The sequence below is a fragment of the Enterobacter asburiae genome (assembly GCA_011754535.1).
GTDB lineage: Bacteria > Pseudomonadota > Gammaproteobacteria > Enterobacterales > Enterobacteriaceae > Enterobacter > Enterobacter cloacae_N.
Map to the genome: position 1 here is coordinate 3,926,586 of JAAQVN010000001.1, position 26,991 is coordinate 3,953,576.

A 26,991-nucleotide genomic window follows, 5' to 3' on the forward strand; every position below is an offset into this window, starting at 1 on the left:
ACAACGCCCTCACCGTCCGGCGAGGGCTTTCGTTCAGAGGGACTCAAATATCGCGCTCAGCCCGCTTCGGCGTTCCGTTCGGGTAGCAATCGCCTGCACCAGCACCCGTTCATCGGTATACAGCGACAGACGCTGACGCGCGCGCGTAATGGCGGTATAGATCAGCTCGCGGGTAACGACGGGGGAAAGCTGTGTGGGCAGGATCAGCGCCGCATGGTTAAACTCGGAGCCCTGGGATTTATGCACCGTCATCGCCCAGGCGGTCTCATGCTCGGGCAAGCGGCTCGGCTGGAAGGACTTCACGCTACCGTCCGGCATCTGGAACCAGACGCGGAGCCCCTGTCCGCGATCGAGCGCAATCCCGATATCCCCGTTAAACAACCCCAGCGCGCTGTCGTTGCGGGAGATCATCACCGGCCGGCCTTCATACCAGCGCGAGTGCGGGGTACGGCTGATTTTACGCTTTTGCGCCAGCAGCTGTTCCAGCCTGTCGTTCAGGCCGCTGACGCCAAAGGGCCCTTCTCTGAGCGCGCAGAGCAGCTGGTATTCGCCAAACGCAGCAATAACCTGCTCCGGCGCGCTTTGCTGCTGTATACCCGTCAGGAAACGTTGGTACCCCAGAAGAGCGTCATCCAGCATCGCCTGATACTCTTCCCCGGTTTGCAGCGATTTTTTCTCAATATCGGTGAAGGTGCCGTCAAATACCGCACAGGTCGTGTGCCGGTCGCCCCGGTTCACCGCCGCTGCAAGCTGGCCAATGCCGGAGTCGCTGCCAAAACGGTAGCTTTTTTGCAGCAGGCACAGGCTGTCGCGCAGCGCTCCCGCAAGTACATGATTTTCAGCCACGAGCGAGCATCCGGTCAGGCGCGCTAGCTCCTCAGCGCGTTCTGCGGTATACCCGAGGCTGGCATAGGTGCAGATATCGCCCAGCACGGCCCCGGCCTCCACGGAGGCAAGCTGATCGCGGTCTCCGAGGAAAATGACGCGCGCGTGCGGCGGCAAAGCGTCAATCAACCGCGACATCATTGTCAGGTCAATCATCGATGCTTCATCCACCACCAGCACGTCCAGGTGCAGTGGGTTACCGGCATGGTAGCGCAGACGCTGGCTACCCGGCTGCGCGCCAAGTAAACGGTGCAGCGTGCTGGCTTCGTTAGGGAAAAGCGCAAGCCGATCCCCGGTAAGCGGCAGTTTTTGCAGCGCCCCGCCTAACGACTCCGTCAGACGTGCAGCCGCTTTACCGGTGGGTGCCGCCAGGCGAATACGACACTTTTTCTCACCCGATAACTGAATCAGCGCGGCAAGCAGCTTTGCCACGGTGGTCGTCTTCCCGGTGCCCGGGCCGCCCGAAATCACCGATATCCGCCGCGTTAACGCCACCGCTGCCGCCACTTTCTGCCAGTCTGTCTCGTCGTCAGAGGTAAACAGCGTATCCAGCGTTTGCCGGAGCTGTGCTTCATCACAGGGAAGCGGGGCGTTGGTCTCGCTGAAAAAGCGCGCTACCGTCAGTTCGTTACGCCACAGCCGGTTAAGATACAAACGCTCGCCGACAAGGATCAGTGGCGTCCCGGTATCGGCTCCGCTCACGGCAGGCGAGCCGAGTAATATAGCCTGCCAGTCCACCGCATTACCCAGCAGCGCGAAACACGCCTGTAACGCCGGGGGCATTTTTTCATCCACCACCAGACGCGACAGTGGAAGACACACATGTCCCTCCCCCGCGTCTTTACTCAGGATCGCGGCGGCGAGCATAACGGCAGGCTCCTCGCCCGCCACCATCATGGCAAACTGCACGTCCAGGTGGCGAAGTGTTCGTTGTTCAACTGCTTCCAGCAGTAGCGCCTGCATCGTCATGCCACCTCCTCCGTGCTTGCAGCAAACAGGTTATCCATCTTTTCAATCAACTCCGCAGCCGGACGGGTGCTGAAGATACCCGAACGCGGGTCGTTCGCATCCACGCCGCGCAGGAACAGGTAAATGACGCCGCCGAAATGGTCTTCGTAACGATAATCGGCCATGCGATGGCGCAGGTAGCGGTGCAGCGCGAGGGTGTAGAGCTGGTACTGCAGATCGTAGCGATGCATTTGCATCGCTGAGGCCATCGCCTGCTGGGTATAGGCTTCGCTGTTTTCACCCAGCCAGTTCGATTTGTAATCCAGCAGGTAGTAGCGCCCTTCGTGGCGGAAAACCAGGTCGATAAAGCCTTTCAGCATCCCCTGCACCTGGCGGAAGTTGAGAGGCGGGCACCCGGCGGATAACGGATCGTGCTCGCGGATCAACGCATCAAGCGCCTCGGCCCTGAGCGGGCTGGCGATGGGGAGATAAAACTCCATCTCCACCTGCTTATCTTTGGCGGTCAGTTGGCTCAGCGAGATCCCCTGCGCCGTGAGCGGCGCGTGCAGAATAGCGCGGATCCATTCAGTGAGAACCGGCAGCCACTGCGCGTCGTAGCCGCCGCTCTGCAGCATCTTCTGCACCCACTCTTCAGAGACCGGCTGGGTAAAATCCAGCTCTTCAAAGAGGCTGTGCAAAAACGTACCCGGTGAGGCGCCGCGCGGGAACTGGTGCGGCGTGAGCACCGGCTCGACGGGCACGCTACCGGCCCCAGCGGCATCCACGTCCAGTTTTGGCATCAGATCCTGCGCGATACTCTGCCCGTGCTGCTGTAAACCGGAGTAACTGGTGACGCGCCAGTCGTCAGCAATGGTGCGCGTCACCTCGCGGGCATGCAGCGCTGACTCTCCCTGCTCCAGCGTCTGCCAGCGACTGCTGTCGGGCTGGGATGGAATATGCAGGGCAACATGCTCTGAGCAAAGTGATTCGATGCACTGGCGCAGACCGGCAGCATCTTTGGGTTCGCCGCGCTGTATAAGCCGCCCCAGCGCGCTCAGATGAAAATCACTCTCGCCGCTCTTTTCGCCACGGCGACGGAACAGCGGCGCGACGCCCAGGGAACAGTGCCAGACCGAACGGGTCAGCGCCACATAGAGCAGGCGCAGGTCTTCCGCGAGACGCTCGGCTTCGGCCAGCTCAACGCTGGACTCCGCGTTGCTGAGATCGAGTACCGCTTCGAACGACTCGCGATCGTGGTAAAAGGCCTGGTCCTGGACGCGATAATTGGCGATAAACGGCAGCCAGACCAGCGGATACTCCAGCCCTTTCGACTTGTGAATGGTGACGATCTGCACCAGATGTTTATCGCTCTCGAGGCGCATCTGCTGGCTTGAGGAGTTGCTGTTCGGGTCGGCAATCTGCTGGGCCAGCCAGCGCACCAGGGCATGCTCGCTCTCCAGCTGCGTACCCGCTTCCTGGAGCAGCTCGCTGATATGCAAAATATCGGTTAGACGGCGCTCGCCGCCCGCTGTCGCCAGCATATTCTCCGCAATATGACGCTGTGCCATAAGCTCACGCACCATCGCCATCACGCCACGTTTCTGCCATTTTTCACGGTAGCGAACAAACTCGTCTACCACGGCATCCCACGCGGCTTCGTCATTGTTGAGCGCATCAATGTCACGCGCGTTCAGCCCGAGCATCGCGCTCGCTAAGGCGCTGCGCAGCGTGCTTTCCCGCTCCGGGGCCAGGACGGCCTGAAGCAGCCACAGCATCTCCAGGGCTTCCAGCGTTTCAAAGACGCTGTCGCGGTTGGAGAGGTAAACGGAGGGAATATTCAGTAGCGTCAGGGCGTCGCGGATGAGCGCGGCCTCCTGACGGCTGCGCACCAGCACCGTGATATCGGATGCCTTTACCGGGGCTGGTTTATCCTCCTTCCACAGCAGCGCATCACCGCGCGCGCCTGCGCTGAGCCAGTCACGGATTTGCGCGGCACAATGCTGGGCCATAGCATTTTGATAGTCCGCGACGCCCCAGCTTTCCCCATCCAGCAGCCAGAAGTTCATGGCGGGCTGAGTTTCGCCGTTAAACTCGAAGCGCAGGGTGGTATTTTTCGGGGCAAATTTGACCGGCTGGAAAGGGATCTCCCGGAACATAAATGCCGTATCCATGCGGCTGAACAGCGCATTGACGCTTTCCACCATGCCGGGCGAAGAGCGCCAGTTGGTGTCGAGCGTGTAGTGCGCATCAACCTCGCTGCGGGCTTTCATATAGGTAAAAATATCCGCACCGCGAAAGGCGTAAATGGCCTGTTTCGGATCGCCGATTAACAACAGCGCGGTGCCGGGCTGCTGACGCCAGATACGGCGGAAAATGCGGTACTGCTGGGGGTCGGTATCCTGAAATTCGTCGATCATCGCCACCGGAAAGCGGGTGCGAATCGCGGCGGCAAGCGCTTCGCCATTTTCACTGCACAGCGCCGCATCAAGTCGGCTCAGCATATCGTCGAACCCCAGCTCGCCACGGCGGCGCTTTTCGCGCGCGACGGCGTCGCGAATCTCAGTCATGGCACGGACGATCATCAGATCGTTGAGCGTCAGGGGTTCCGCCAGCAGGGTTTCAATCGCCACAAACAGGGGATGTTCAGGCACGATACCGTCGGCTTTGGTCCGCTCAACCAGGAAACGCCGGGAGAATTTCTCCAGCGCATCCGGGAGCTGGTAACCGCGCGTCTCTTCCTGCGCCCACGCGCTGACCTTCTCGATCCATTTGCCCTGGTTACCGCGATTGAACTTACGTCGGTCGATCCCGGAATTCTCGATGATCGCGTCAATCTCGCCGACTGACTCAATCCATTTTTGCTTGATGTCGGCAATTTTCGCGATGATTTTTTCATGGCGGGAAGCCAGGGTTTCATCCGCTGGCGGTGGAGATTTGATGACCGGCGCTTCCCCTTGAAGGTAACGATCGATGGCGCGCAGCAGCGCTTCAGGCCCCTTCCACAATGCATGTACCGCTTCGGCAATATCTCGCTGTAACGGATAGCAGTGGCGACGCCAGAAATCCGCGCAGGCCTGATAGCGAAGCACGGATTCATCTTCAATGAGCTGTTGTTCAAACAGCATGCCGGATTCAAACGCGTTCAGGCTCAGCATACGCTGGCAAAAACCGTGAATGGTGAAGACGGACGCTTCGTCCATCTGCCGTTCTGCGAGGAGCAGCCACTGGGCTGCCTGTTGTTTATCGGCTATCTCTTCCAGAAGACTCGCGTAGAGAGGGTTATCCGTGCTCTGGCGCAGACAGGCGATGCGCAGTTCGTGGATGTTGGTCCGAATACGACCGCGCAACTCAGCGGTGGCGGCCTCGGTGAAGGTGACCACCAGCAGCTCTTCCACGCTCAAAGGCCGTGGAAAAGCGGCGTTGCCGCCAAGCCCTAACAGCAGGCGCAGATAGAGCGCGGCGATGGTGAACGTTTTTCCGGTTCCCGCTGAGGCTTCAATCAATCGTTCACCCTGCAGAGGTAAACGTAAGGGATCAAGGGACTCAGCGGTGTCGGTCATTCTTTCTTACTCCAGGGCATAGATTGCTGCAGCGCGCTGACGCTCTTCCAGACTACCCAGCCTTTCGGGTTCACGTACTCCGTTTTCCCGTTCTGGCTACCGGAAACCTGGGACAGAATGGTGATCCCCTGCGGCTTAATGACCGCCTGATGGAAGAAGTCGGCAACCTTCTGCGGCGTCAGCTGTTTTATCTCGGCCACTACTTTATCACGCGAATCAAATTTCAGATTACCGCGATCGAAATCTTTGCTCAGCTGCGAGGCCTCTTCGCCCAGCGTCTGCGGCGGCTGCATCACCTGCGCGATGACGGCCTGCTGGATCTGGGCAAACTCTTCCGGCTTCATGGCGCGCAGTTTTGCTTCCACCTGCGGGAAGAACGCCTGATAGCGCTGCCAGAGATAGGCCGGTTGTTTGTCGCTGCTTTGCAGCAGGAAGCCCAGCCCCCACTGACGGCCTACGTTCATCGAGAAGGCAAACACCGCGTAGCCAAGCTGCTCTTCTGTGCGCAGCTGGTTATAGAACCACGGTTGAACAATCTGTCCCAGAACGGCGCTTTGCGCAGAGCTGGAGAATTCATCATAGCCCGTTGGCACAAACACCGCGGCCAGCGCGGAATCGGTGCTACTCCCCGCTTTTTCAAAAATCACATTCTGTTTTTTCTCAACCAGCACGTCCTGGTTGCGACACCACTCGTCGCCTTTCGAACCGAGCTGCGTGCGAACATTCTCTGCCAGCGTTTTGGCCCGATCCTCGCTCATGTTGCCGACGATAAGAAATTCCGGGCGCGTGTTAGTTTTCAGCGCGTCACGGTAAGCCAGCACCTCTTTTAATGAGATTGATGGCAGCAATGCACGGCGTTCTTCACGCTGGAAATAAGGTATTTGCGACAGCATTTGTGCAGGCATAAGCGCCTGATCGTAAGCTTTGCCCTTCTCTGCTGAATCCATCATCTGCGCATACCAGGATTTAGCCTGCTCAAGCTGCTCTTCCGTTGGCGTGTAGCTAAAGTAGCCCTCCAGCAGCGCCTTGAAAAGCTGAGGCAAACGCTGGGTATAGCCATTTGCATTGAGCATCAAACCGTTGTTGGCGTTGGTGGAGAAGCTGATCCCGCCCACGGCCGCCTGGTTGCTGAGCTGATCGAGCGCGATACCGGCCAGATAGTCATTGAGCGCGAACATCACCTGATTTTTGGCGCTGTTCATCGCTTTAGGATTACGCAGGACCACGCTGACATCGGCCTTTGGCTCGCTCGCGAAATAACGGCTTGGGGTATACACCACGCGCAGCGTCGGCTCATCAATAATAAGCTCCGGGTGCGGATAATCCTTAGTCGTTTTGATTAGCGAGAAATCATCCGGGATATAGGGGTTCAGCTCCGGCAGCTTCAACGCAATCTCACTGGCCTTCTTCTGCCAGTCGGCGAAGGTCTGGTCGCTGATTTTGTCTACCTGATAAGGAGCATCAACAAAGTACGCCGTCTTGTTATGCGGTTCGTTCGGGCTGATGTACCAGATGCGGGCATTCTGCGGCGTCATCATCGCCAGGCGCGCTTTAACCGCCTCGGCATCATAACGATCGGCAATATTGACCGCGTCAAGCGTGTGCGCCACCGGTACACGGATCATGGTATCTGCCAGCCACTCCACGTAATCCATATCGCGGGTAATGGACGGGTAACGGAAATCGAGATCCAACACGTGCGCCAGTTCATCAAAGTAGCGTTTATCGACGCCTTTCTCGCGCAGTAAAGAGAGGTAGCTAAAGATAGCCGCAACCACTTCATCACGGTTGGCCTGCCCTTTGTCGGTCAGGGTGGCGGAGATCGCCAGCACGCCGCTGTTGCCGTTTACCACGGGATCGGAATCGGCGCGGATCCCTTCCACCAGTCCCTGTTTTTGCAGCCAGTCAGATAAGGTTCCCGGGCTGCGGTTACCAATCAGGTAGGTCACCAGCTCGTCGGTTTTGCTGCGGAACTGGGCGGTGTTGTTATCAATGCGGAACTCAACGCGCAGCACTTTGCGGGGCATGGCAGGGACGTAGTGGATGATGATCCCTTTTTGCACGTCCGTGACAACCGGTACGTCTATCTTCGGCAGGCCGATATTTTTATTCGGCACCCGGCCAAACGTTTGTGCCGCCAGGCCAGCAAGCTCCGGCAACGGTTTGTTGCTGTAAATAACCGCCTTCATCAGGTTGGCAGAGTAGTATTTGTCGCGAAACGCATGGAGGGCGTCAATGACCGGGCTTCCCGGTTTATCGCTCAGCGTCTCCAGGTTACCGCCCGAGAAACGTGACCCAGGATGCGCCGGGTTGATCGTTTCGGCGCTGACCTGCGCCATGCGCATACCGTCCCGGGTACGGGCCATGGTCAGCTCCGCATTGACGGCGTTGCGCTCGCGGTCGGCGTATTTTTTATCCAGCAGCGGCGCGGCGATGGCATCGGCAAGGCGATCAACCGCCCCTGCCAGCGCGTCATTTTCGACTTCGAGATAAAAGGCCGTGCGGTACGGTGCCGTACTGGCGTTGTGGCTGCCGCCGTGCATTTTCAAAAACTCGGACAGGCTATCCGGCTGCGGATATTTTTTAGAGCCCATCAGCGTCATGTGCTCGAGGTAATGCGCCAGCCCCGGATGCGCCTCAGGATCTTCCAGCGATCCAACCGGCACCACTAACGCCGAGAGGGATTTCACCGCCTGCGGATCGGAAACCAGCAGCACGGTCATACCGTTATCAAGGCGAATAGCCTGATATTGACGGGTATCTTTTTCGCTCTTACGGATAGTTTCCTGGACGGGTTGCCAACCGGAGTCTGCCTGAGTGACGGGCGCCCAAAGGGCGACAAACAAAACAAATGCTTTGAACAAGGTGCTGCCTGGCATTACGACCTCTTTATCACGGCTATCCCGTCATACTTCAAGTTGCATGTGCGTCGGCTGCATGCGTTCACCCCAGTCACTTACTCATGTAAGCTCCCTGGGATTCACGCCCTTGCCGCCTTCCTGCAACTCGAATTACTTAGGGCAAACATCATTAACAAACTGCGTGCTGGACACGCCAACATCTCTTTATTTGGGTACATCAGTCCGTGATAAGAAGTGCATCATAAATGAACACCCCATGCTGCGCAATTTTTATACAGCGCTCAGGACTGATTAAATTTAAACAACGGTAACAGGTAGCGTTGCGCCTCTTCCGTAATAGCCTCGAAGTATTCTGGCTCAAGCGTTCGCCATAAACGTTGATACCAGACATCCTCACCTTCACCGCGCACCATCATGTTTCCTTCATAGGCCTGCATAAATTTACTGCGCGCTTTCTGCAGCGAAGCCTCGTCCGTTAACATCGCATCATTCTGCGCGTCATAACAGGCTTTTATCCACGCACCGCCACTTTCGGGCAGTAGCAGTAGGGGTTTGTTCATTCCCTGAAGATAGCCCTCGATGTACAAAGACAGATAGCGTAACGCCTGTTCTGCCTCCATTGGTGGGAAGCGCCACTCGCCGTCTTTGCGCACGAAGATCCGGCTTTCGCCTTTATTGCCACCCGCACTGTAGACAAGATGTTCCAGCCAGAGTTGCAATCCTTGTGAAACGCTGAGCAAAGAAGGCCGCCAGCGCAATAGCCCATCGGGCTGAACCTGGGTTAGCCAGCCCGTGAGCTGTACGCCATTACAGTGGAGATCGATTTCGATGCTTTGTCCGGGCTGGCGGTGCTCCCTTACGCGCTCAGCCAGAGCGGTCATCTCCTGGCACTGCGCCTCCCAGACAATTTCCCCAAACGCCCCGTAAGGCAGTTGCCCTGCAGCGCGGTAGCGGCGGTAAAGTTTGTCAGCATCTTCCTCTTCAACCAGCGCATTCAGCAGTTGGAGGTTTAACTGATAGCGCTCCAGCCCTTCCAGGGTAAAGGGTTCTGCATCCGGAATTTCACTCTCTTCAGAACGGAAATTGACCTGTAGTCGCTGCTGGAAGAAGGCGCGCACCGGGTGCGCCCAAAACCGCTGAAGCTGTTCGAAAGTCAGGGTGCTAATGGGCAGCGGATCAAGCGGCTGAATGAAATCCGTATGGGCTCGTCCCTCTTTTTTCGCTGCCGGCAGCCATTCGCGGGCATAGCTCTGCTGTTCGCTGACAATATAGTTTACCGGGTCAAACGGCATGCGGCTGTGGATACACGTAATGTGCGCCTTCACCCGCTGCTCGCTTTCATCGCAGTTAAGCGCGTCATCGCCAGCCAGATAGTGGCTCTGGCCAATATAGTCCACCAGTTCCTGCACCAGAACTGAGGGGAAGCGCTCGCTGTTGTCCTGAATGGAGCGGCCGATATAGCTGATATAGAGCTTACTTTGAGCAGAGATAAGCGCTTCAAGGAAGAGATAGCGGTCATCATCGCGACGGCTACGGTCACCCCGCTTTGGATCTGCGCTCATCAAATCGAACCCCAGCGGTGCCAGGGCACGAGGATAAACACCGTCGTTCATGCCGAGCAGACAGACCACCTTAAAGGGAATTGAGCGCATTGGCATCAGGGTACAGATATTGATGGGGCCTGCCAGGAAACGCTGGCTGATTCGCTCCTGATCAAGGCGCTGCGTCAACTCATCTCTCAGTAGCGACAAAGGAATTGCCTCGTGATAGTGGGAATTCACGCCCTCGTCGACGATAGCCTGCCACTGCGTTTCAATGAGCGCCATCGCCGCTTCGGTGTCACTGTCTGGCAGGAAGAAATCATTAAGTAACGCCCTGCAAACCGGGAGCCACGCTTCAAGCGGACGCGGCTGCATTAGCTCACGGCGCCAGCGGTTTAGCTGCATCAGCAGAGAAGCTAAATGCCCTACCAGTTCAGCAATCAAACCGCTGGACTCATCGTAAGGCAGCACTTCGTTCCACTCGCCCTGGCTGCTCTCCATGGCGTAGCCCAGCAGCATTCGCGTCAGGCCAAACCGCCAGGTATGCTGCCCGGTTGGGGGAAGCTCGAACTCCTGGACGTTATCGTCATCGATCCCCCAGCGAACGCCTGATTCGTTTACCCACTGGCGAAGGTAGCGCAGCCCTTCTTCATTGATGTTGAAGCGCGCGGCCAGCACGGGAACATCCAGTAATGCCAGAACATCTTCGGAGATAAAGCGGCTATCCGGCAGTGAAAGCAGGGTAACAAATGCCTGCAATGCCGGGTGCGACTGGCGGGCACGACGGTCAGAGATGGCATAAGGCAGGTACCGCTCCCCGGTCGCACTGCCGAAAACGGCCTGAATAAAGGGACTGTAGCTGTCGATATCCGCCACCATTACCACGATATCGCGCGGGGTGAGTTCAGGGTCGTCCTGCAGCATCGCCAGCAGCTGGTCGTGAAGTACTTCGACCTCACGCTGGGGGCTATGGCAAACATGGAACGTGATACTGCGATCCTCAGCATCCAGCTTCCGCTTGCTGTCGCTGCGCTCAAACTCTTTCGCCGTCACGCCCATAACGGCACGGTTTTCCAGATCCAGAATATCTAATTGAATATTATGCAGCAGGCTATCCGGCGCGATCTCGACAAAGGCGTCAACGTCACCCTCGCCTGATGAGGTAATATCGGAGAGCATATGAATGTAATCACGCCCGAGCTTCCCCCATGAGGCAAGCAGTGGATTGGGCAGGTTCTGGATACCGTCTTCATCAAAAAGCTGCCCGGCAGTCGAACCGTCTTTAAACAGCGGGACGGATCGTTCTTCAAAAAGGCGCTTTCGTTGGCGAGTTACCAGCCGCGCAAGCCAACGTTCGTCGAGGATATCCCCCCAATACTGCCGGCAAGGGTTGGTGAACAAAATATGAATATCAATATGTTTACCCAGCGCATACAAGGCCTTCAGATAAACTGGCGGTAATGCGGATATCCCACAGATAAAAACGCGTGACGGCAGTCGGGCTGGACGCTCCGACGCATTCTCGAGTATTGAGATAAACCGATCGTACAGGTTGGCACGGTGCCACTTAGGCTGCCCAAGCTTCTCCGTATGCTCTACCAGCGCTTTCCACAGCGGTGCCTGCCATATTTGCGCCTCCGGTAGTCCTTCAACCAGTTCGCCCGCTTCCCAGCGAATTAACCAGTCAGAACGGTAAACAAGGTATTGGTCGTAGAGATCGGCGGTGCGGGACGCCAGCTGGAACAGCTTGCGCTTATCGGTATCGTCATTGAGGTAGTGGCGCAGCATGGCGAATTCATCGTGTTGCAGCATTTCCGGCAGTAGCGCCATCAGCTTCCAGCTCATGCCCTGCTTGTTGAAGGCGCTCTGTTCGGGAATGTCTGGCAACACGCGCACGAACATATCCCAGATAAAGCTCGCGGGCAGCGGGAAATCAATGTTCGCGGCAATGCCAAACTTACGGGAAAGCGACATTTGCAACCACTGTGCCATACCGGTGCTCTGCACCAGCACCATTTCTGGCTCAAAAGGATCGTCAAGCCGCTCGCGCTCAACGATAAATTCCATCAGCGCTTCCAGCACATCCAGACGATTTGAGTGGTAGACCCTTAACATAGACGCTCCCGACTACTGGCTAACCGGGCAATGCAGACGCGTTATCTCACCGCGTCGCCCCAGAGGAGAAATAAGTGTAACCGTGATGCTGACACATCCTGCGTGCGTTGTCTGCACCCGACTGGCCTGCCAGCCTGCGGGCAGAACATTTGTTGAGAGCTGTGCCTGATTCCATGCATGGTGCCAGAGCTGGCGATACTGGTTAAACAGGTTAAACCGCGCCGCCAGCGCCCGATGATAGCCGGCCAGTGCCGTGACGATGATGACCAGCAGCATCATCGCCAGCAGAACCTCAACCATGCTAAATCCTTTCTCTTTTTTTATGGCAGTTGGCATAGCGAACGCTCCTCTAGCGGACAAAAATCACTCCAGCCGTGAGGCGAAAAGCGAATTTTACCGTCGACGATCTCTCCTGAACGCCAGAGCAGCAGGTCGTTGACTCCGGCAATCAGTAAAACAGTGTTCTCACTCAGTTGCAGCAAACACACTCGCCACGCGGGTGCCTTTTTACACTGAACTTCAGGGTCGGGTGACCAGTTCTGAACGCGTCCCCACTCAAGCGCTGACTGGACAGAAGCCTGCTGCTGTAGCGAACGGCTTTCACCGCCAACGAGCGCACTAAACGTGGTGAGTTGCTGGTTTAGGCCAGTGAGGATCAGGGTACCGAGCACCAGCAAAAGCAGGACCAGCCCCAGAGAAGACATACCGCGTTGACGGTTCACAGGTTGTACCCCGTGACCGTATACAACGCCTGATAAGGCTCCCCATGCTCGCCTTTGCGAAGGGCGGACAGTTCGATATTCAGCTCCGGCGCAAACCCGGCGCGTGTAACTTTCCTCACCACAAAGTGTGCAATCGCAAGCCTGTCCGGGTCCGTGAGCTTTTCCCATCCCTTACCTTCACACGAGGTTGCTCCACGCAGGGTTTCCAGCGCGCCCGATTCCAGACGAAAACCGGTGCTGTCGTTTTCTGATGCACTGCGATCCCAGCGGCCGTTACTGTTGGCATCCCACCGCACAATGACGCAACTGCCCTGCCTTGCGATCGTCAGCCCTTGCCCCTGACAGTTCCCCGCACAGTAACCCGCACGCTGAAGCTGTTTGCCGAAAGCAAACAGGCGCTGCCAGACCTCTTCTTCCAGCTCTCTCTGGCCGGATTGCAGTAATACCGCCCGCTGCAATCCGGGTAAAAAGCTCGATGCGCCAATCAACAACAGGCTACTGATGGCCGTGGCAATCAGAACTTCAGTCAGCGAAAAACCGCGCTGTCTCATCGACATGAACCTCCCTGTGAGACCTTACACATTCTGATGCGCCCTCCGTCTGAGACTATGATCAGCCATTCTCCGGCACGGCTTTGAACCCTTATCCGCCCTGCCCATGCCGTATCCCTTAACCCATAGAACCCTAATGACGGCGTGACTTCGCTCACCGCGACCTCTGGCCAGAGTGGAATCAGAACAAAGGGGCTGCCCTTCTCACAGCCTTGTACGGCTGAGCTCACGAGGCACTCCTTTTCGCCCACCCGCTGAAGGCGAATTTGATGGTCGCGGTTGTGCCGGTTGGCGTCGTTGCGCAGAAAGACCAGATAGTCGCGCACCTGGTCGGCGGTTTGCCACAACCGCTGCTGCCGCTGCCAGCTGTCCCAGCCGTACAGACCTGAGGCGCTGAGTATGACAACCAGCGAGACAGCCACCAGCGTTTCGATAAGCGTAAAGCCGTTCTCTTTTTTCATGCGGGAAGTGTGGCGATTCGACGAGGGCGTGGCGAGCGGTGAATAAGGGTTTTACGAGGCGTTATCCGAAGAATTGAGCGTGTTGCAGCGTGTTGCACGCTTTCTTGATAACGCCTCGTAAAACGGGATGGAGACGAAAAAAAACCGGCGCTAAACAGCACCGGTTGTGTCACGCTTTATCGCATCAGATAGCGACGGGCGCTTTGATGCCTGGGTGCGGGTCGTAGCCCTCAATCTCAAAATCATCAAAGCGGTAGTCGAAGATTGATGCCGGTTTGCGTTTGATAATCAGCTTCGGCAGCGCACGCGGTTCGCGGGTGAGCTGAAGATGCGTCTGTTCCATATGATTGCTGTAGAGATGGGTGTCCCCACCTGTCCAGACGAAATCACCCACTTCAAGGTCACACTGCTGAGCCATCATGTGAACTAACAGCGCATAGCTGGCAATGTTAAACGGCAGGCCGAGGAACACGTCACAGGAGCGCTGGTAGAGCTGGCAGGAGAGTTTGCCGTCGGCCACATAGAACTGGAAGAACGCGTGGCACGGTGCCAGCGCCATTTTATCCAGCTCACCCACGTTCCAGGCAGAAACGATGATTCGGCGCGAGTCCGGATCGTTTTTCAGCTGGTTCATGACGGTTGTGATCTGGTCAATATGGCGGCCATCAGGCGTTGGCCATGCGCGCCACTGCTTGCCGTATACCGGGCCCAGGTTGCCGTTTTCATCTGCCCATTCGTCCCAGATGGAGACGTTATTTTCGTGCAGATACGCAACGTTGGTATCGCCTTGCAGGAACCAGAGCAGTTCATGAATGATAGAGCGCAGGTGGCAGCGCTTTGTCGTCACCAGAGGGAAGCCTTCTTGCAGATTGAAGCGCATCTGGTGGCCAAAAATGGAGAGCGTACCGGTACCGGTACGGTCGTTTTTCGGCGTGCCCTCATCGAGCACTTTTTTCATCAATTCAAGATACTGTTTCATGATTCCTCAGGAAAGTTGTTGCTGTGGACGACGACGATACGCCCAAATCATCATAATGGCACCCGCTACGATCATCGGAATGGAGAGGATCTGCCCCATGCTGATGTACTGTACCCATTCGCCGGTAAACTGGGCGTCGGGCTGGCGGAAGAATTCGACGATGATGCGGAACGCGCCATAGCCAATCAGGAACAGCCCGGAAACAGCCCCCATCGGGCGCGGCTTGCGAATAAACAGGTTCAGAATGATAAACAGCACCACGCCTTCCAGCGCCAGTTCGTACAGCTGGGACATATGACGCGGCAGCACGCCGTAGGTATCGAAAATGGACTGCCACTCCGGGTGCGACGGCAGCAGCGCGATATCTTCCGCGCGGGAGCCCGGGAAGAGCATCGTGTACGGCACGCTTGGGTCAACGCGGCCCCACAGCTCACCGTTGATAAAGTTGCCCAGACGACCAGCCCCGAGACCAAACGGGATCAGCGGTGCGATAAAATCTGACACCTGGAAGAAGTTGCGCTTGGTGCGTTTGGCAAAAATCACCATCACCAGGATCACCCCAATCAGGCCGCCGTGGAAAGACATGCCGCCGTCCCAGACGCGGAAAAGATAGAGGGGATCGTTCAGGAATACCGGGAAGTTATAGAACAGAACATACCCAATACGGCCACCGAGGAACACGCCGAGGAAGCCTGCGTATAGCAGGTTTTCAACTTCATTTTTGGTCCAGCCGCTGCCAGGACGGCTGGCGCGACGGCCCGCGAGCCACATGGCAAAAACGAAGCCCACCAGGTACATCAGACCGTACCAGTGAAGCGAAACAGGTCCTACTGAGAAAATGACCGGATCAAACTCCGGAAAATGCAGATAACCACTGTTCATCTGTCACCACAAGATGTTGTTATTCCGCTGAAAGTGGACAGCGGTAGAAATGCGATTCTGCCTTAAGCAGAGGCTCCAAAGTTGCGAATCATAGCATAAGGCTGGCGCGGAGGATGCGCCAGAGATGTAAAAGATGTGTATAGGGTTTTGTGCACGCTGGTCCCCTCACCCTGGCCCTCTCCCCAAAGGGGCGAGGGGATTGTTCACTGCTCGCATTAATTTGTGGGGATCCCTCAGCCCTGTGAGAGAGGGGAAGGCTTTAGCGACCACCGCGAATCAGCCCGCCCATACCGCGTCGTTCCATAAATGCCGCCACCTGGTGACGAACCTCAGCCGCCAGCTGAGCGTCAAGGCTGCGCTCAGCCAGCTCACGGGCATCATTGATGTCTATATGACGCAACAAATACTTCACGCGCGCTACGGCACGGCCGTTCATCGACAGATGGCGGTATCCCAGACCAATCAGGATCGCGACGCACATCGAGTCTCCGGCCATTTCACCGCACAGGCGTAGATCAATACCGTACTGTTCAGCCTCACGGGCAATCATCGCCAGCGCGCGAATGATTGCCGGATGCAGGCTATCGTAGATACTGGCGACGCGGGTGTTGTTCCGGTCGACGGCCAGAATATATTGCGTCAGGTCGTTGGTACCGACAGAGATAAAATCAACGCGGTTTGCCAGCTGCGGCAGCATGAAGACCATAGACGGCACTTCGAGCATGACGCCGATCCGTGGTTTCGGGATCGCATAGCCAATCATCTCTTCCACTTCACGACCAGCACGTTCGATCAGGCGCCGCGCTTCGTCGATCTCATCAATGCTGGTGACCATCGGCAGTAAGATGCTGAGATTGCCCGTCGCAGCATTAGCGCGCAGCATGGCGCGCACCTGGATCAGGAAGATCTCCGGCTGATCGAGCGTAATGCGGATCCCGCGCCAGCCAAGACACGGGTTCTCTTCGCTGATCGGCATATACGGCAGCTGTTTATCCGCCCCGACATCCAGGGTACGCAGGGTGACAGGCTTGTCGTTGAACATTTGCAACATCCCCTGATACTGCGCCACCTGCTCCTCTTCGGAGGGGAAACCGCTCTGCAGCATAAACGGGATTTCAGTACGGTACAGGCCAATACCGTCGATGCGGCTGCCCAGCTTCTCTTCGTGCTCAGGGCTTAAACCGGCGTTGAGCATGACTTTGATCCGCTCACCGCTCTTCAGCTGTGCGGGAAGGTTAACGTCATCTTCCGCCAGCTTGCTTAATTCATTCTCTTCGCTGATGAGACGCTGATATTCCTGGAGCAGAACGGGTTCAGGATCGACCAGCAGTTCACCGCGGTAACCATCCACCACCAGCGTGCGTCGATGCAGTACCGACGGCTGGATATCCGCCCCCATAACGGTAGGAATACCGAGTGCGCGCACCATAATGGCGGCGTGGGAGTTAGCGGCACCATCGCGCACCACGACACCGGCCAGCCGGTCCTGCGGCAGTTCAGCCAGCGTCGTTGCCGAGAGTTCATCGGCCACCAGCACAAACCGTTTTGGCCAGGCGTTTGGCCCCTGAATGGTGTCATCAAGATGGAACAGCAGACGTTGCCCCAGCGCACGGAGATCGCCGGCTCGCTCCTTCAGGTAACCGTCTGTTAATGCTGCAAACTGCTCAGCAAATTTTTCGATGACCTTTTTAACGGCCCATTCTGCTACCGAACCTTTATCCACTTCCGCAAAAAGCTCACGGCGCAGCCGCGCGTCGGAAAGCAGGTGCGAATAAAGGTCGAAGATAGCCGCCGTCTCTTTTTGCGCACCCGCCGCAAAGCGTTTGCTGTAGCGGCGAAATTCATTTGCCGCCTCTTCCAGCGCGGCGGTAAGACGCTCGCGCTCCAGCGCTTCATCGAGCGTAGAGGCTTCGTAAACCTGCTCCATTAACGGCAGCGTGGCGTCCATCCAGCCTTCAGCAATCGCTACCCCTGGCGATGCCGGAAGGGCACGAATGCGCGTATGGCGATACTGACCGAAGAGCGCTGCAAGCTGAGACTGTGAGAGGATCGCCGCCATCTGTGTCGCCAGCGTGACGAGGAAGGACTCTTCGCTTTCATCGTACTGACGCAGCTCCCGCTGCTGGACGACCAGCACGCCCAAAAGTTGACGACGCTGGATAATCGGCACGCCAAGGAACGCGCGGAAACGCTCTTCTTTTACGGAAGGGATGTATTTAAAGCTGGGGTGTTTTTGCGCGTCGGCAAGGTTGATAGGTTCAGCCAGCCGCCCAACCAGGCCGACGATACCTTCATCAAATGCGAGCGTTACGGTGCGTCCCCGTGGCTTTTTCAAACCACGGGTCGCCATCAGGTAATAGCAGCGTCGATCGTGGTCGGCCAGATACACCGAACAGACTTCGGTCTCCATCGCAAGACAGATGTCAGTAACCAGAATATTCAGCGCCTCGTTGAGACGCGGAGCACTGGCCACCTTCTCGACTATTTCTCGCAAGCGGGTGAGCATGATTTGCGTAGCTTAACCTCTTTTACGTCGCCAGGCAGGTGCGCTCTGCGGCTTAGGCGGGATCTCCTGAAGCTGCATCACCACACTTGCAAACTCTTTCATCACCCTACGGTAAACATCGCGCTTAAATGACACGACCTGACGAACAGGATACCAATAGCTCACCCAGCGCCAGCCATCGAACTCCGGCGTACTGCTGGTTTGCATATTGATGTCTGAATCGTTGCCCACCAACTGCAGAAGAAACCACTTCTGTTTCTGGCCGATACAAACCGGCTTTGTGTCCCAACGCACCAAACGTTTCGGTAACTTGTAACGCAACCAGTTGCGGGTCGAGGCGAGGATGCGAACATCTTTTCGGCTTAAACCGACCTCTTCAAAAAGCTCCCGGTACATCGCTTGTTCTGGGGACTCTCCCGGATTGATCCCGCCTTGCGGGAACTGCCAGGAGTGCTGACCATATCGACGGGCCCACATTACCTGGCCCTGACGATTACAAATTACTATTCCTACGTTCGGGCGGTAGCCATCGTCATCAATCACCGGACTACCCCAAACTAAACCTTATATATGAATGATTGTTTCACACTACAGTGAGGCGGTAAACCACTCTCTTACAGGCCTGCAACCTAATAACATTTGAATAACTCACAAATAAGTGCAGAGTTATAAACAGATATACGGTAATGAGGACAATTTTATTCACCTTTTCTGTGGATATAGTTGTGAAGAAGTGTCTGATTACCGATGAACAACCTTAAACAACCTCTCCCGCCCTCTTTCACACCGTCAATATAAAATCATATTTTTCATACGATTAACTTAATACCAGTAAATAAAACGCAGAATAGCGTGACGATCGTCACAGCAGGGATCGTCGTACTGATGAAAGATCGAACAGCGTCGGTTTTATCCACAGATTGTGCCAATAAGTTAGGCACAATTTGTCTGAAATTTGGATTTTCATCGCACGTCAAGGCTGTAAATTGAAACAGTAGTCAGGGTTATGCCCAGTTATCCCACTTTTCTGTGGATAACATGGTGTAAGATCCTGTTTATTGTCAGTGACCAGATTTGAACAACCCGTTTTACGTCTCAGATGAAACCGTTAAAACCTCATAAAAAAACCTATAAATCATAGACATGGAATATTGGGACAGAAAAAGATAAACTCTATCCACAGGGGACAATTTCTTCGTTTATTTTTTAATCAAAAGGTTACCTTCATGCATTCGCTTACCCCCTTGCTCTCACCGCCGTCCAGCGAAGGCCAGCTGCTAGAGCAGGCACAGCGCCTGGCAGGCTTCTCGCTTGGCGAACTGGCGGCTATGGCAGGGCTTCAGATCCCGAAGGATCTTAAACGGGATAAAGGCTGGATCGGCATGCTGCTGGAGCTGTGGCTGGGTGCCAGCGCCGGGAGCAAACCTGAGCAAGATTTTGCCGCCCTTGGCGTCGAGTTAAAAACCATCCCCATCGACAGCTGGGGTCGCCCCCTGGAGACAACCTTTGTCTGCGTTGCGCCCTTAACCGGCAATACCGGCGTGACGTGGGAAACCAGCCACGTGCGTCATAAGCTGAAACGCGTGCTTTGGATACCGGTTGAAGGTGAACGGCAGATCCCGCTGGCCGAACGTCGCGTTGGCGCACCGCTGCTCTGGAGTCCGGATGAAGAGGAGGAGCATCAGCTGCGCCTGGACTGGGAAGAGCTGATGGACATGATTGTGCTCGGGCAGGTCGAGCGAATTACCGCCCGACACGGAGAAGTGTTACAGCTGCGCCCGAAAGCGGCAAACAGCAAAGCGCTTACCGAGGCGATCGGCGCGATGGGCGAACCCATACTGACGCTGCCGCGCGGTTTTTATCTTAAAAAGAATTTCACCGGCGCGCTGCTTGCTCGTCATTTCTTACTTAAAACATAGTTTTTTACTTATTTTGCGAGCTCACAAACATAATCACCTGGTTTTTAAGATTTTACCGCTTCACCCTGTTGCCATAACGGGTTAATACTACACTATGATTTGATACGAGCCAGATGAGGACGATAACGATGAAAAAATGGGCGGTGTTAATTTCAGCAGTCGGGTTGGCGTTTGCCGTATCGGGCTGCAGCAGCGATTACGTCATGGCAACGAAAGATGGCCGGATGATCCTGACCGACGGCAAACCCGAAGTCGACGACGATACCGGTCTGGTCAGCTACCACGACCAGGCAGGCAATAAAATGCAGATCAATCGCGACGAAGTCTCGCAAATTATTGAGCGATAACGGTCGGAGGTCAGTAGCTTACTGGCCTTTTTGATTTTTTTCTTCCCCTTTTGCTTCCCCTCTGCCATGTTTATATTCCTTTGTCGGGAGGTTCCTGACGCGGTCTACATGTCTATTGAAGGAAGCCGGCTATGCATTATCACCGTATCCCCCACAGCGCTCTGGAGATAAGTCAACTGGGGTTGGGCACGATGACATTTGGTGAACAAAACAGCGAAGCCGATGCCCATGCACAACTCGATTATGCCGTCAGTCAGGGGATTAACCTGATTGATGTTGCAGAGATGTACCCTGTGCCACCACGCCCTGAAACACAGGGACTTACCGAAACCTACGTCGGTAACTGGCTGGCAAAACGCGGTAACCGTGAAAAGCTGGTCATCGCCTCGAAAGTCAGTGGCCCCGCGCGAAACAACGATGCCGGGATCCGCCCAAATCAGATCCTCGATCGCAAAAATATCCGCGCCGCGCTGGACGCGAGCCTGAAGCGTCTGCAAACCGACTATCTCGACCTGTACCAGGTCCACTGGCCCCAGCGCCCAACCAACTGCTTTGGCAAGCTCGGCTACAGCTGGAACGAGAGCGCCCCCGCCGTTACCCTGCTGGAAACGCTGGAAGCGCTGACGGAGTGCCAGCGTGCGGGAAAAATCCGCTACATTGGCGTGTCCAACGAAACGGCCTTTGGGGTCATGCGTTACCTGCACCTGGCGGATAAACACGATCTGCCGCGCATCGTCACCATCCAGAACCCGTACAGCCTGCTTAACCGCAGCTACGAAGTGGGGCTGGCCGAAGTGACGCAATATGAGGAAGTGGAACTGCTCGCTTATTCATGCCTGGGTTTTGGCACCCTGACGGGGAAATACCTCAACGGTGCGAAACCGGCCGGGGCGCGCAATACCCTCTTTAGCCGCTTTACCCGCTACAGCGGCGAACAAACGCAAAAAGCCGTTGCAGCCTATGTGGATATCGCGAAGCGCCACGGCCTTGATCCGGCGCAGATGGCGCTGGCCTTTGTGCGCCGTCAGCCGTTTGTTGCCAGCACCCTGCTGGGCGCGACCACGATGGAACAGCTGAAAACCAATATTGAGAGTTTCCATCTGAACCTGAGTGAAGAGGTGTTGGCGGAGATTGAAGCGGTGCATCAGGTATACACATACCCGGCACCGTAATAAAAGCAAAACGGCAACGCACGTTGCCGTTTTTAGGGTTTGCCCCCTCTCCCGGTGGGAGAGGGCCGGGGTGAGGGCATCAGGCCGCACTTATCAGCGCCGACGCTGCCAAACCCACAATCCCGCAATCGCCGCCGCGAAGAGTCCACCAAATCCGACGCCAATCGCTACCACCGGTACCCCCACTTTCACCGCTAGCGAATAGAGTCCCAGCATTAACAGCATTGCCAGGTTTTCACCGAGGTTTTGTACCGCAATGGCATTCCCCGCCCCGACGGTCTGCTTGCCACGCTCCTGAAGTAACGCATTCAACGGCACCACGAAGAAACCGCCCAGAATACCAATCAGGATCAGCAGGGCATAAGCGGGCAGAAACGCATGCTGAAGCGAGAAAATAAGCACCACGACGCCAATCAGGATCCCCGCCGGCATGCAGCGTGCTACCGTTTCGAGCGTTACCAGCTTCGCCGCAGCGCCCGCGCCAGCCACGATGCCGATCGCTACCATCGCATTAAGATAGGTCGGCGTCGCATTGTCAGTAATTCCCAGCGCCACCGGTACCCACAGGACCAGCAGGAAGCGCAGCGTGACGCCCGCCCCCCAGAACATACTGGTTCCCATCAGGGAGAAACGCGTTTCCCCGTTACGCCACAGCACGCGGCACGCGTTGAAGAAACTGCCAGTCATCGGTTTGAAGCGCCAGGATTGCCCCGGGCGAGCGACCGGCAGCTTCGGAATAAACAGGTTAGCCACGACCGCCCCGCCATACACCGCCGCGCATACGCCCAAAGCCGCCAGGACATGCCAGTCGGCCAGTACGCCTCCTGCGACGGAGCCGAGCAGGATAGCGGCAATGGTTGACGACTCCATCAGACCGTTGGCTTTGACCAGCTTATCGCCCGTGGTCAGCTCGCCAAGAATGCCATACTTCGCCGGAGAGTAGGCAGCAGCGCCGATGCCCACAAGCGTATAGCCAATAAACGGATTGAAGCCAAAGCAAATGCTGGCGGCACCCAGCAGCTTGAGACCGTTGGCAAACATCATCACCCGGCCCTTCGGGAAACTGTCCGCCACCTGCCCCACAAACGGGGCAAAGATAATGTAAGCGCCCACAAACACCATCTGCAGGATCGGCTGACTCCAGTCGGGGTAAAACTCGGCTTTCAGCAGGGCCAGCGTGGCGAACAACAGCGCGTTATCGCCGAACGCAGAGAGAAACTGCGCGGCAATGACCGCCATCATGCCTTTTGAACGCAGTGAGGTGTTAGTGTGTACTGACTCACGCATTTTGCTGTTCCGCCTCTTCAACCATGCCTTTCAGGGTCACGAAATCGGGTTTCCCACTACCCAGCACCGGAAGCTGCTTCAGGTAGCGAATATCGCGCGGCACCGCCAGCTCAGGAATGCCATGCTCACGCGCATAGCTCAGTAGCCTGTCGCGCTTAAGCTCGCCGTCGGTGGTAAACAGCACCAGCGCCTCGCCTTTGCTGGCATCACTCTTCACCACCGTCGCATGCATTTTATCGGCGGAGACAGCCGTCGCCAGTTGTTCGACCATTTCCAGAGAGACCATTTCACCGGCGATTTTGGCGAAGCGTTTTGCGCGTCCCTGAATCTGCACAAAGCCTTGCTCATCGAAACGCACGATATCACCGGTGTCATACCAGCCGGTTTCAACCTCGCCGTTGACGTTTTCCGCCGTCGGCGCTTCCAGCTGGCCTGGGTTTTCTACGCGCAGGTAACCGTTCATCACGTTTGGCCCTTTCAGCTGCAGGCGGCCACCCTCCTCAATGCCCGGCACGGCCAGCAGACGCGCATCCATCCCCGGCAGAATTCGGCCCACCGTACCCGGTTTCGCCGCCATGGGTACGTTGATGGAGACCACGGGCGCGCACTCGGTAACGCCATAGCCCTCAAGAATGCGCAGGCCAAACTTGTCCTGCCAGATCTGACGCGTGCTCTCCTGCAGCTTTTCCGCACCGGCCACCACATAGCGCACGCGGAAGAAATCATACGGATTGGCGAAACGGGCATAGTTACCCAGGAAGGTTGAGGTCCCGAACAGGACGGTGCAGTTACGGTCATACACCAGCTCCGGCACAATGCGGTAATGCAGCGGGCTGGGATAGAGGAACACTTCCGCACCGGTCAGCAGCGGCGTAAAAAGTCCCACCGTCAGGCCAAAGGAGTGGAACAGCGGCAGCGCCGACATAAAGCGGTCACTGGCAGTAAAGTCGGCAATGCTTTTGATCTGCTCAACGTTCGCCAGGATACTCTTGTGGCTGTGAACAACGCCTTTCGGGTTGCCCTCCGAACCCGACGTGAAGAGGATAATCGCATCATCTTCCGACTGCTGTTTGACCTGCGCCAGACGCGGCATCAGCAGGTGTGCAAAAATCCACAGCTTGTCTCCGGTGGTCACGTCCGCTCTCAGATCTTCCAGAAAGACCCAGCGCACCTGGGTCAGCTGTTCTGGCAGATGCCAGAGCTTGCCTTTGTCCAGGAACTGTCGGGAGGTAAAGACGGTATTTATCTGGGCGGCGGTAATGGCGCTGGTCAGCCCTTTCACCCCCGCCGTGTAGTTCATCATCGCCGGTATACGGCCACGGGAAACCGCACCAAAAATCACCGCCGCGCTGATGCCCGCGTTTGGCAGCATCAGGCCGATCTTTTCGCCCTTCTTGCTGTACTTCTCCAGAATGCGGCCCACAAACAGCGTTTTGGTCAGCAGCTTGCGATAGGTATCCGGGGTAAAGTTGATGTCTTCGATGCAGTTTTTCTTTGCGCCATAGCGGTACTGCGCGGAAAGCAGGGATTCGTACAGCGTTTCGCGCGGGCGCACGGCCATGCGCGCTTCCATCATAATCTGGTGCAGCATTTCCCCGGCGATTTTACGGCGATCGCGGGCACGCGGCGCGTCGGGCATCGGGAGCGACGTTGGCGGCAGAATATGCAGAGTGATTTTGGGGAACAGACGCTGCTTCACCAGCCCCTTCAGGCGGCTGAAGTGGGTCAACTCTGCACCTTCGATACGCAGCGGCACCACGGTCGCTTTTGACTTCGCCGCGACAAAACCCGCGCCGTCGTAGATTTTCATCAGCGAACCGGTCACTGAAATGCGCCCTTCCGGGAAAATAACCACCGGACGCCCCTGCTCTACCAGACGTACCAGATGTTTAATCATCATCGGCTTTGTCGGATCGAGCGGCACAAAATCAATCAGCGGGGTGAGCCAGCGCATGTACCACTGCTGGCTGATGGAGGTGTACACCGCAAACACCGGGCGCACGGGCAGAAATAGCGCCAGCAGAATGCCGTCTATGAAGGAAACATGATTGGGTGTGATGAGAACGCGCTCGCCGCGAAGCGCCTGGGCGTCGCCAGTGACGCGGATGCGAAAAAGAATGCGGAACAGTGTACGGAAAAACCCAAATAGCATCTCAACTCCCTTTGCCAGACAGTGTGGTGGGGTGACGGTAAATGGTGGCAGATTACACGAGAAGTGATACAGGAGCGACAGCAAAAGTGGGGGCGAAAAAAAACCTGCGCATCCGCGCAGGTTGGTGCAAGTGATGAGTACGAAATCGTACTAAGAATTCTCACCAATCAATACCTCTGGGATCTTGATTGTGGCTGTTGACCCTGCGCTTCGCCAGCAGTAAAACGCAAGGGAATGAGCCGAAATGCAACCAGGTGTGAATATTCTCTGTTGCTGTTACAGGTTGAACTGTCAGGCAAAAAAAAACCTGCGTAAGAACGCAGGCTGGTGTAAGTCGTGTTAATCAACCGGGGTTGATTCCACCTATCAATACCTCTGGGACCTCAACTCTACCAACCTCTTTAACGTCATCGCCACCGGCCAATCGCAACAGCCTGAGGCAAAGTGTAACTAAAGGTTCAGATTGACATTCTTCTGACATGACCAGGCGTGTAACGATTACACTATCAGGGTGGGTCTGCGTCACGTTTGTGGCGCGAGGGAATCGGCTTCCCTTGAATGCGCGTCACTTTTCCGCAACACTATTTAGTGTGTAAACGCTTACCCTAAATAAGAAGGTTATAAATGGCGACAATAAAGGATGTGGCTCGTCTGGCAGGTGTGTCGGTAGCCACCGTCTCCCGCGTGATTAATGATTCACCCAAAGCCAGTGACGCATCACGCCAGGCGGTACAAAGCGCCATGGAAACCCTGAATTACCATCCAAATGCCAACGCCCGCGCGCTCGCCCAGCAGTCAACGGATACCATTGGGCTGGTGGTGGGCGACGTTTCCGACCCCTTTTTCGGGGCCATGGTTAAAGCGGTTGAACAGGTCTCTTATCAGACGGGTAATTTTTTACTGATCGGCAATGGCTATCACAATGAACAAAAAGAACGCCAGGCTATTGAGCAGCTGATCCGCCACCGCTGCGCGGCGCTGGTTGTTCACGCCAAAATGCTCCCGGATGCCGAACTGATTCACCTGATGAAGCAGATGCCCGGAATGGTGATCATCAACCGTATTATCCCCGGCTTTGAAAAACGCTGTGTGGCCCTCGACGACCGCTACGGCGCCTGGCTTGCAACTCGTCATCTGATTCAACAGGGTCACACCCGGATTGGCTATCTCTGTTCCAATCACCCCATTTCTGATGCGGAAGACCGCCTGCAGGGCTACTACGACGCCCTGCGCGAAAACGGTCTGCCGTGTAATGACCGTCTGGTGGCCTACGGAGAGCCGGATGAGAGCGGCGGCGAACAAGCCATGACGGAGCTGCTGGGTCGTGGCCGAAATTTCACCGCGGTTGCCAGCTATAACGATTCGATGGCCGCCGGGGCAATGGGTGTCATGAATGACAACGGGATTGAGGTGCCGACGGAAATCTCACTGATTGGCTTTGACGATGTCCTGGTCTCCCGGTACGTGCGCCCACGCCTGACCACCGTCCGTTACCCAATCATCACGATGGCCACCCAGGCCGCAGAGCTGGCGCTGGCGCTGGCCGAGCAACGCCAGCCGCCGGAGATTACCCATCTCTTCAGCCCAACGTTAGTGCGCCGTCACTCCGTTGCAGCGCCTGCTGACGCGCAAAGCGAATAACGGTACAGGTGTACCGTTTTATCCGGATACTCCAGCCCATCGCCAATATACTGCCAGCCGTAACGTTCATAGAAGTCGCGGCAGGCAGACCAGAGATGGAGTTCCTCGTACCCGGCCCGTGCGGCGAAGCGAATAACATGCTGCTGTAACTTTCCTGCCAGCCCCTTGCCCCGCGCCGCGTCGTCAACGTAGAGCGCCGCCAGCCACGGAAAAAGATCCTGACGGGTAATCAAATCGCAGCGCCAGAGCCCCACCGTGCCCAGAAGCCGTTCATCTTCTACGGCGATAAAGGTCAGCGGCAGGGCATCCGGCGTCTGGCTGTGCGCAACGATGCTGTGGAAAAATTCCCGCGAAAGCCCCTCGCCAAAGGCCTGCCATAGCCAGTCGGTAATCTGCTCCGCATAGTGCGGTGCCTCGTAAAGCGGGAGGATGACGGTCTTTTTCACGTTTCACCTGCGTTTT

Annotated in this window: 19 protein-coding genes; 4 read left to right on the plus strand and 15 right to left on the minus strand. The window is 56.4% G+C overall.

Translation table 11 applies throughout. The features are described 5' to 3' along the window. Positions 1 to 33: 33 nt before the first annotated feature. The 12 genes from recD to rppH form a co-directional block, all read right to left on the minus strand. On the minus strand, positions 34 to 1,854 hold the full coding sequence (recD, locus tag HBM95_18595) for an exodeoxyribonuclease V subunit alpha (GenBank protein ID NIH44916.1): 1,821 nt from the start codon (positions 1,852 to 1,854) through the stop codon (positions 34 to 36). Beyond that, positions 1,851 to 5,393 carry an exodeoxyribonuclease V subunit beta gene (recB, locus tag HBM95_18600; GenBank protein ID NIH44917.1) on the minus strand — a complete coding sequence of 1,181 codons (3,543 nt, stop codon included), beginning with the start codon at positions 5,391 to 5,393 and terminating at the stop codon, positions 1,851 to 1,853. The genes recD and recB overlap by 4 nt, the downstream gene beginning before the upstream one ends. Then, the gene (ptrA, locus tag HBM95_18605; GenBank protein NIH44918.1) at positions 5,390 to 8,272 is read right to left on the minus strand and encodes a pitrilysin; all 2,883 of its coding nucleotides are present in this window, start codon (positions 8,270 to 8,272) and stop codon (positions 5,390 to 5,392) included. The genes recB and ptrA overlap by 4 nt, the downstream gene beginning before the upstream one ends. A 263-nt stretch (positions 8,273 to 8,535) precedes the next feature. Next, positions 8,536 to 11,910, minus strand: a complete 3,375-nt coding sequence (recC, locus tag HBM95_18610; GenBank protein NIH44919.1) for an exodeoxyribonuclease V subunit gamma — start codon at positions 11,908 to 11,910, stop codon at positions 8,536 to 8,538. 12 nt (positions 11,911 to 11,922) lie between these two features. After that, on the minus strand, positions 11,923 to 12,246 hold the full coding sequence (locus HBM95_18615) for a prepilin-type N-terminal cleavage/methylation domain-containing protein (GenBank protein ID NIH44920.1): 324 nt from the start codon (positions 12,244 to 12,246) through the stop codon (positions 11,923 to 11,925). Next, complete coding sequence (locus HBM95_18620) at positions 12,231 to 12,632, minus strand: DUF2509 family protein (protein NIH44921.1); 402 nt, start codon at positions 12,630 to 12,632, stop codon at positions 12,231 to 12,233. Before HBM95_18620 ends, HBM95_18615 begins: the two co-directional genes overlap by 16 nt. Beyond that, positions 12,629 to 13,189 (minus strand): prepilin peptidase-dependent protein, encoded by a 561-nt coding sequence (locus HBM95_18625; protein NIH44922.1) that lies wholly within the window; start codon positions 13,187 to 13,189, stop codon positions 12,629 to 12,631. The genes HBM95_18620 and HBM95_18625 overlap by 4 nt, the downstream gene beginning before the upstream one ends. Continuing rightward, entirely contained in the window at positions 13,180 to 13,644 is a 465-nt protein-coding gene (locus HBM95_18630) for a prepilin peptidase-dependent protein (GenBank protein ID NIH44923.1), read from the minus strand. The genes HBM95_18625 and HBM95_18630 overlap by 10 nt, the downstream gene beginning before the upstream one ends. A 184-nt stretch (positions 13,645 to 13,828) precedes the next feature. After that, positions 13,829 to 14,623 (minus strand): thymidylate synthase, encoded by a 795-nt coding sequence (gene thyA / locus HBM95_18635; protein NIH44924.1) that lies wholly within the window; start codon positions 14,621 to 14,623, stop codon positions 13,829 to 13,831. 6 nt (positions 14,624 to 14,629) lie between these two features. Next, positions 14,630 to 15,505 carry a prolipoprotein diacylglyceryl transferase gene (gene lgt, locus HBM95_18640; GenBank protein NIH44925.1) on the minus strand — a complete coding sequence of 292 codons (876 nt, stop codon included), beginning with the start codon at positions 15,503 to 15,505 and terminating at the stop codon, positions 14,630 to 14,632. Positions 15,506 to 15,764: 259 nt separating this feature from the next. Then, positions 15,765 to 18,011, minus strand: a complete 2,247-nt coding sequence (gene ptsP / locus HBM95_18645) for a phosphoenolpyruvate--protein phosphotransferase (GenBank protein NIH44926.1) — start codon at positions 18,009 to 18,011, stop codon at positions 15,765 to 15,767. A 12-nt stretch (positions 18,012 to 18,023) separates the two neighbouring features. Beyond that, positions 18,024 to 18,554 (minus strand): RNA pyrophosphohydrolase, encoded by a 531-nt coding sequence (rppH, locus tag HBM95_18650; GenBank protein NIH44927.1) that lies wholly within the window; start codon positions 18,552 to 18,554, stop codon positions 18,024 to 18,026. 683 nt (positions 18,555 to 19,237) lie between these two features. Here rppH and mutH point away from each other — a divergent pair. The 3 genes from mutH to HBM95_18665 all read left to right on the plus strand — a co-directional run bounded on the left by mutH (position 19,238) and on the right by HBM95_18665 (position 21,449). Then, positions 19,238 to 19,930, plus strand: coding sequence for a DNA mismatch repair endonuclease MutH (gene mutH, locus HBM95_18655; protein ID NIH44928.1), 693 nt, complete (start codon positions 19,238 to 19,240; stop codon positions 19,928 to 19,930). A gap of 128 nt (positions 19,931 to 20,058) precedes the next feature. Then, on the plus strand, positions 20,059 to 20,277 hold the full coding sequence (locus HBM95_18660) for a YgdI/YgdR family lipoprotein (protein ID NIH44929.1): 219 nt from the start codon (positions 20,059 to 20,061) through the stop codon (positions 20,275 to 20,277). A gap of 131 nt (positions 20,278 to 20,408) precedes the next feature. After that, the gene (locus HBM95_18665; protein NIH44930.1) at positions 20,409 to 21,449 is read left to right on the plus strand and encodes an NADP(H)-dependent aldo-keto reductase; all 1,041 of its coding nucleotides are present in this window, start codon (positions 20,409 to 20,411) and stop codon (positions 21,447 to 21,449) included. 93 nt (positions 21,450 to 21,542) lie between these two features. Here HBM95_18665 and lplT read toward each other — a convergent pair whose 3' ends face one another. Both lplT and aas read right to left on the minus strand, forming a co-directional pair. Next, positions 21,543 to 22,736, minus strand: a complete 1,194-nt coding sequence (gene lplT / locus HBM95_18670) for a lysophospholipid transporter LplT (GenBank protein ID NIH44931.1) — start codon at positions 22,734 to 22,736, stop codon at positions 21,543 to 21,545. Then, a complete protein-coding gene (aas, locus tag HBM95_18675) occupies positions 22,729 to 24,888 on the minus strand; it encodes a bifunctional acyl-ACP--phospholipid O-acyltransferase/long-chain-fatty-acid--ACP ligase (GenBank protein NIH44932.1) in 2,160 nt (719 codons plus the stop codon). The genes lplT and aas overlap by 8 nt, the downstream gene beginning before the upstream one ends. Before the next feature lie 624 nt (positions 24,889 to 25,512). On the opposite strand from aas, the gene galR reads away from it, so the two are divergent. Continuing rightward, positions 25,513 to 26,529 carry an HTH-type transcriptional regulator GalR gene (gene galR, locus HBM95_18680; GenBank protein ID NIH44933.1) on the plus strand — a complete coding sequence of 339 codons (1,017 nt, stop codon included), beginning with the start codon at positions 25,513 to 25,515 and terminating at the stop codon, positions 26,527 to 26,529. On the opposite strand, the gene HBM95_18685 is transcribed toward galR, so the two are convergent. Then, on the minus strand, positions 26,490 to 26,975 hold the full coding sequence (locus HBM95_18685) for a GNAT family N-acetyltransferase (protein NIH44934.1): 486 nt from the start codon (positions 26,973 to 26,975) through the stop codon (positions 26,490 to 26,492). The two genes, galR and HBM95_18685, sit on opposite strands and share 40 nt — an antisense overlap. Between the last annotated feature and the right edge of the window lie 16 nt (positions 26,976 to 26,991).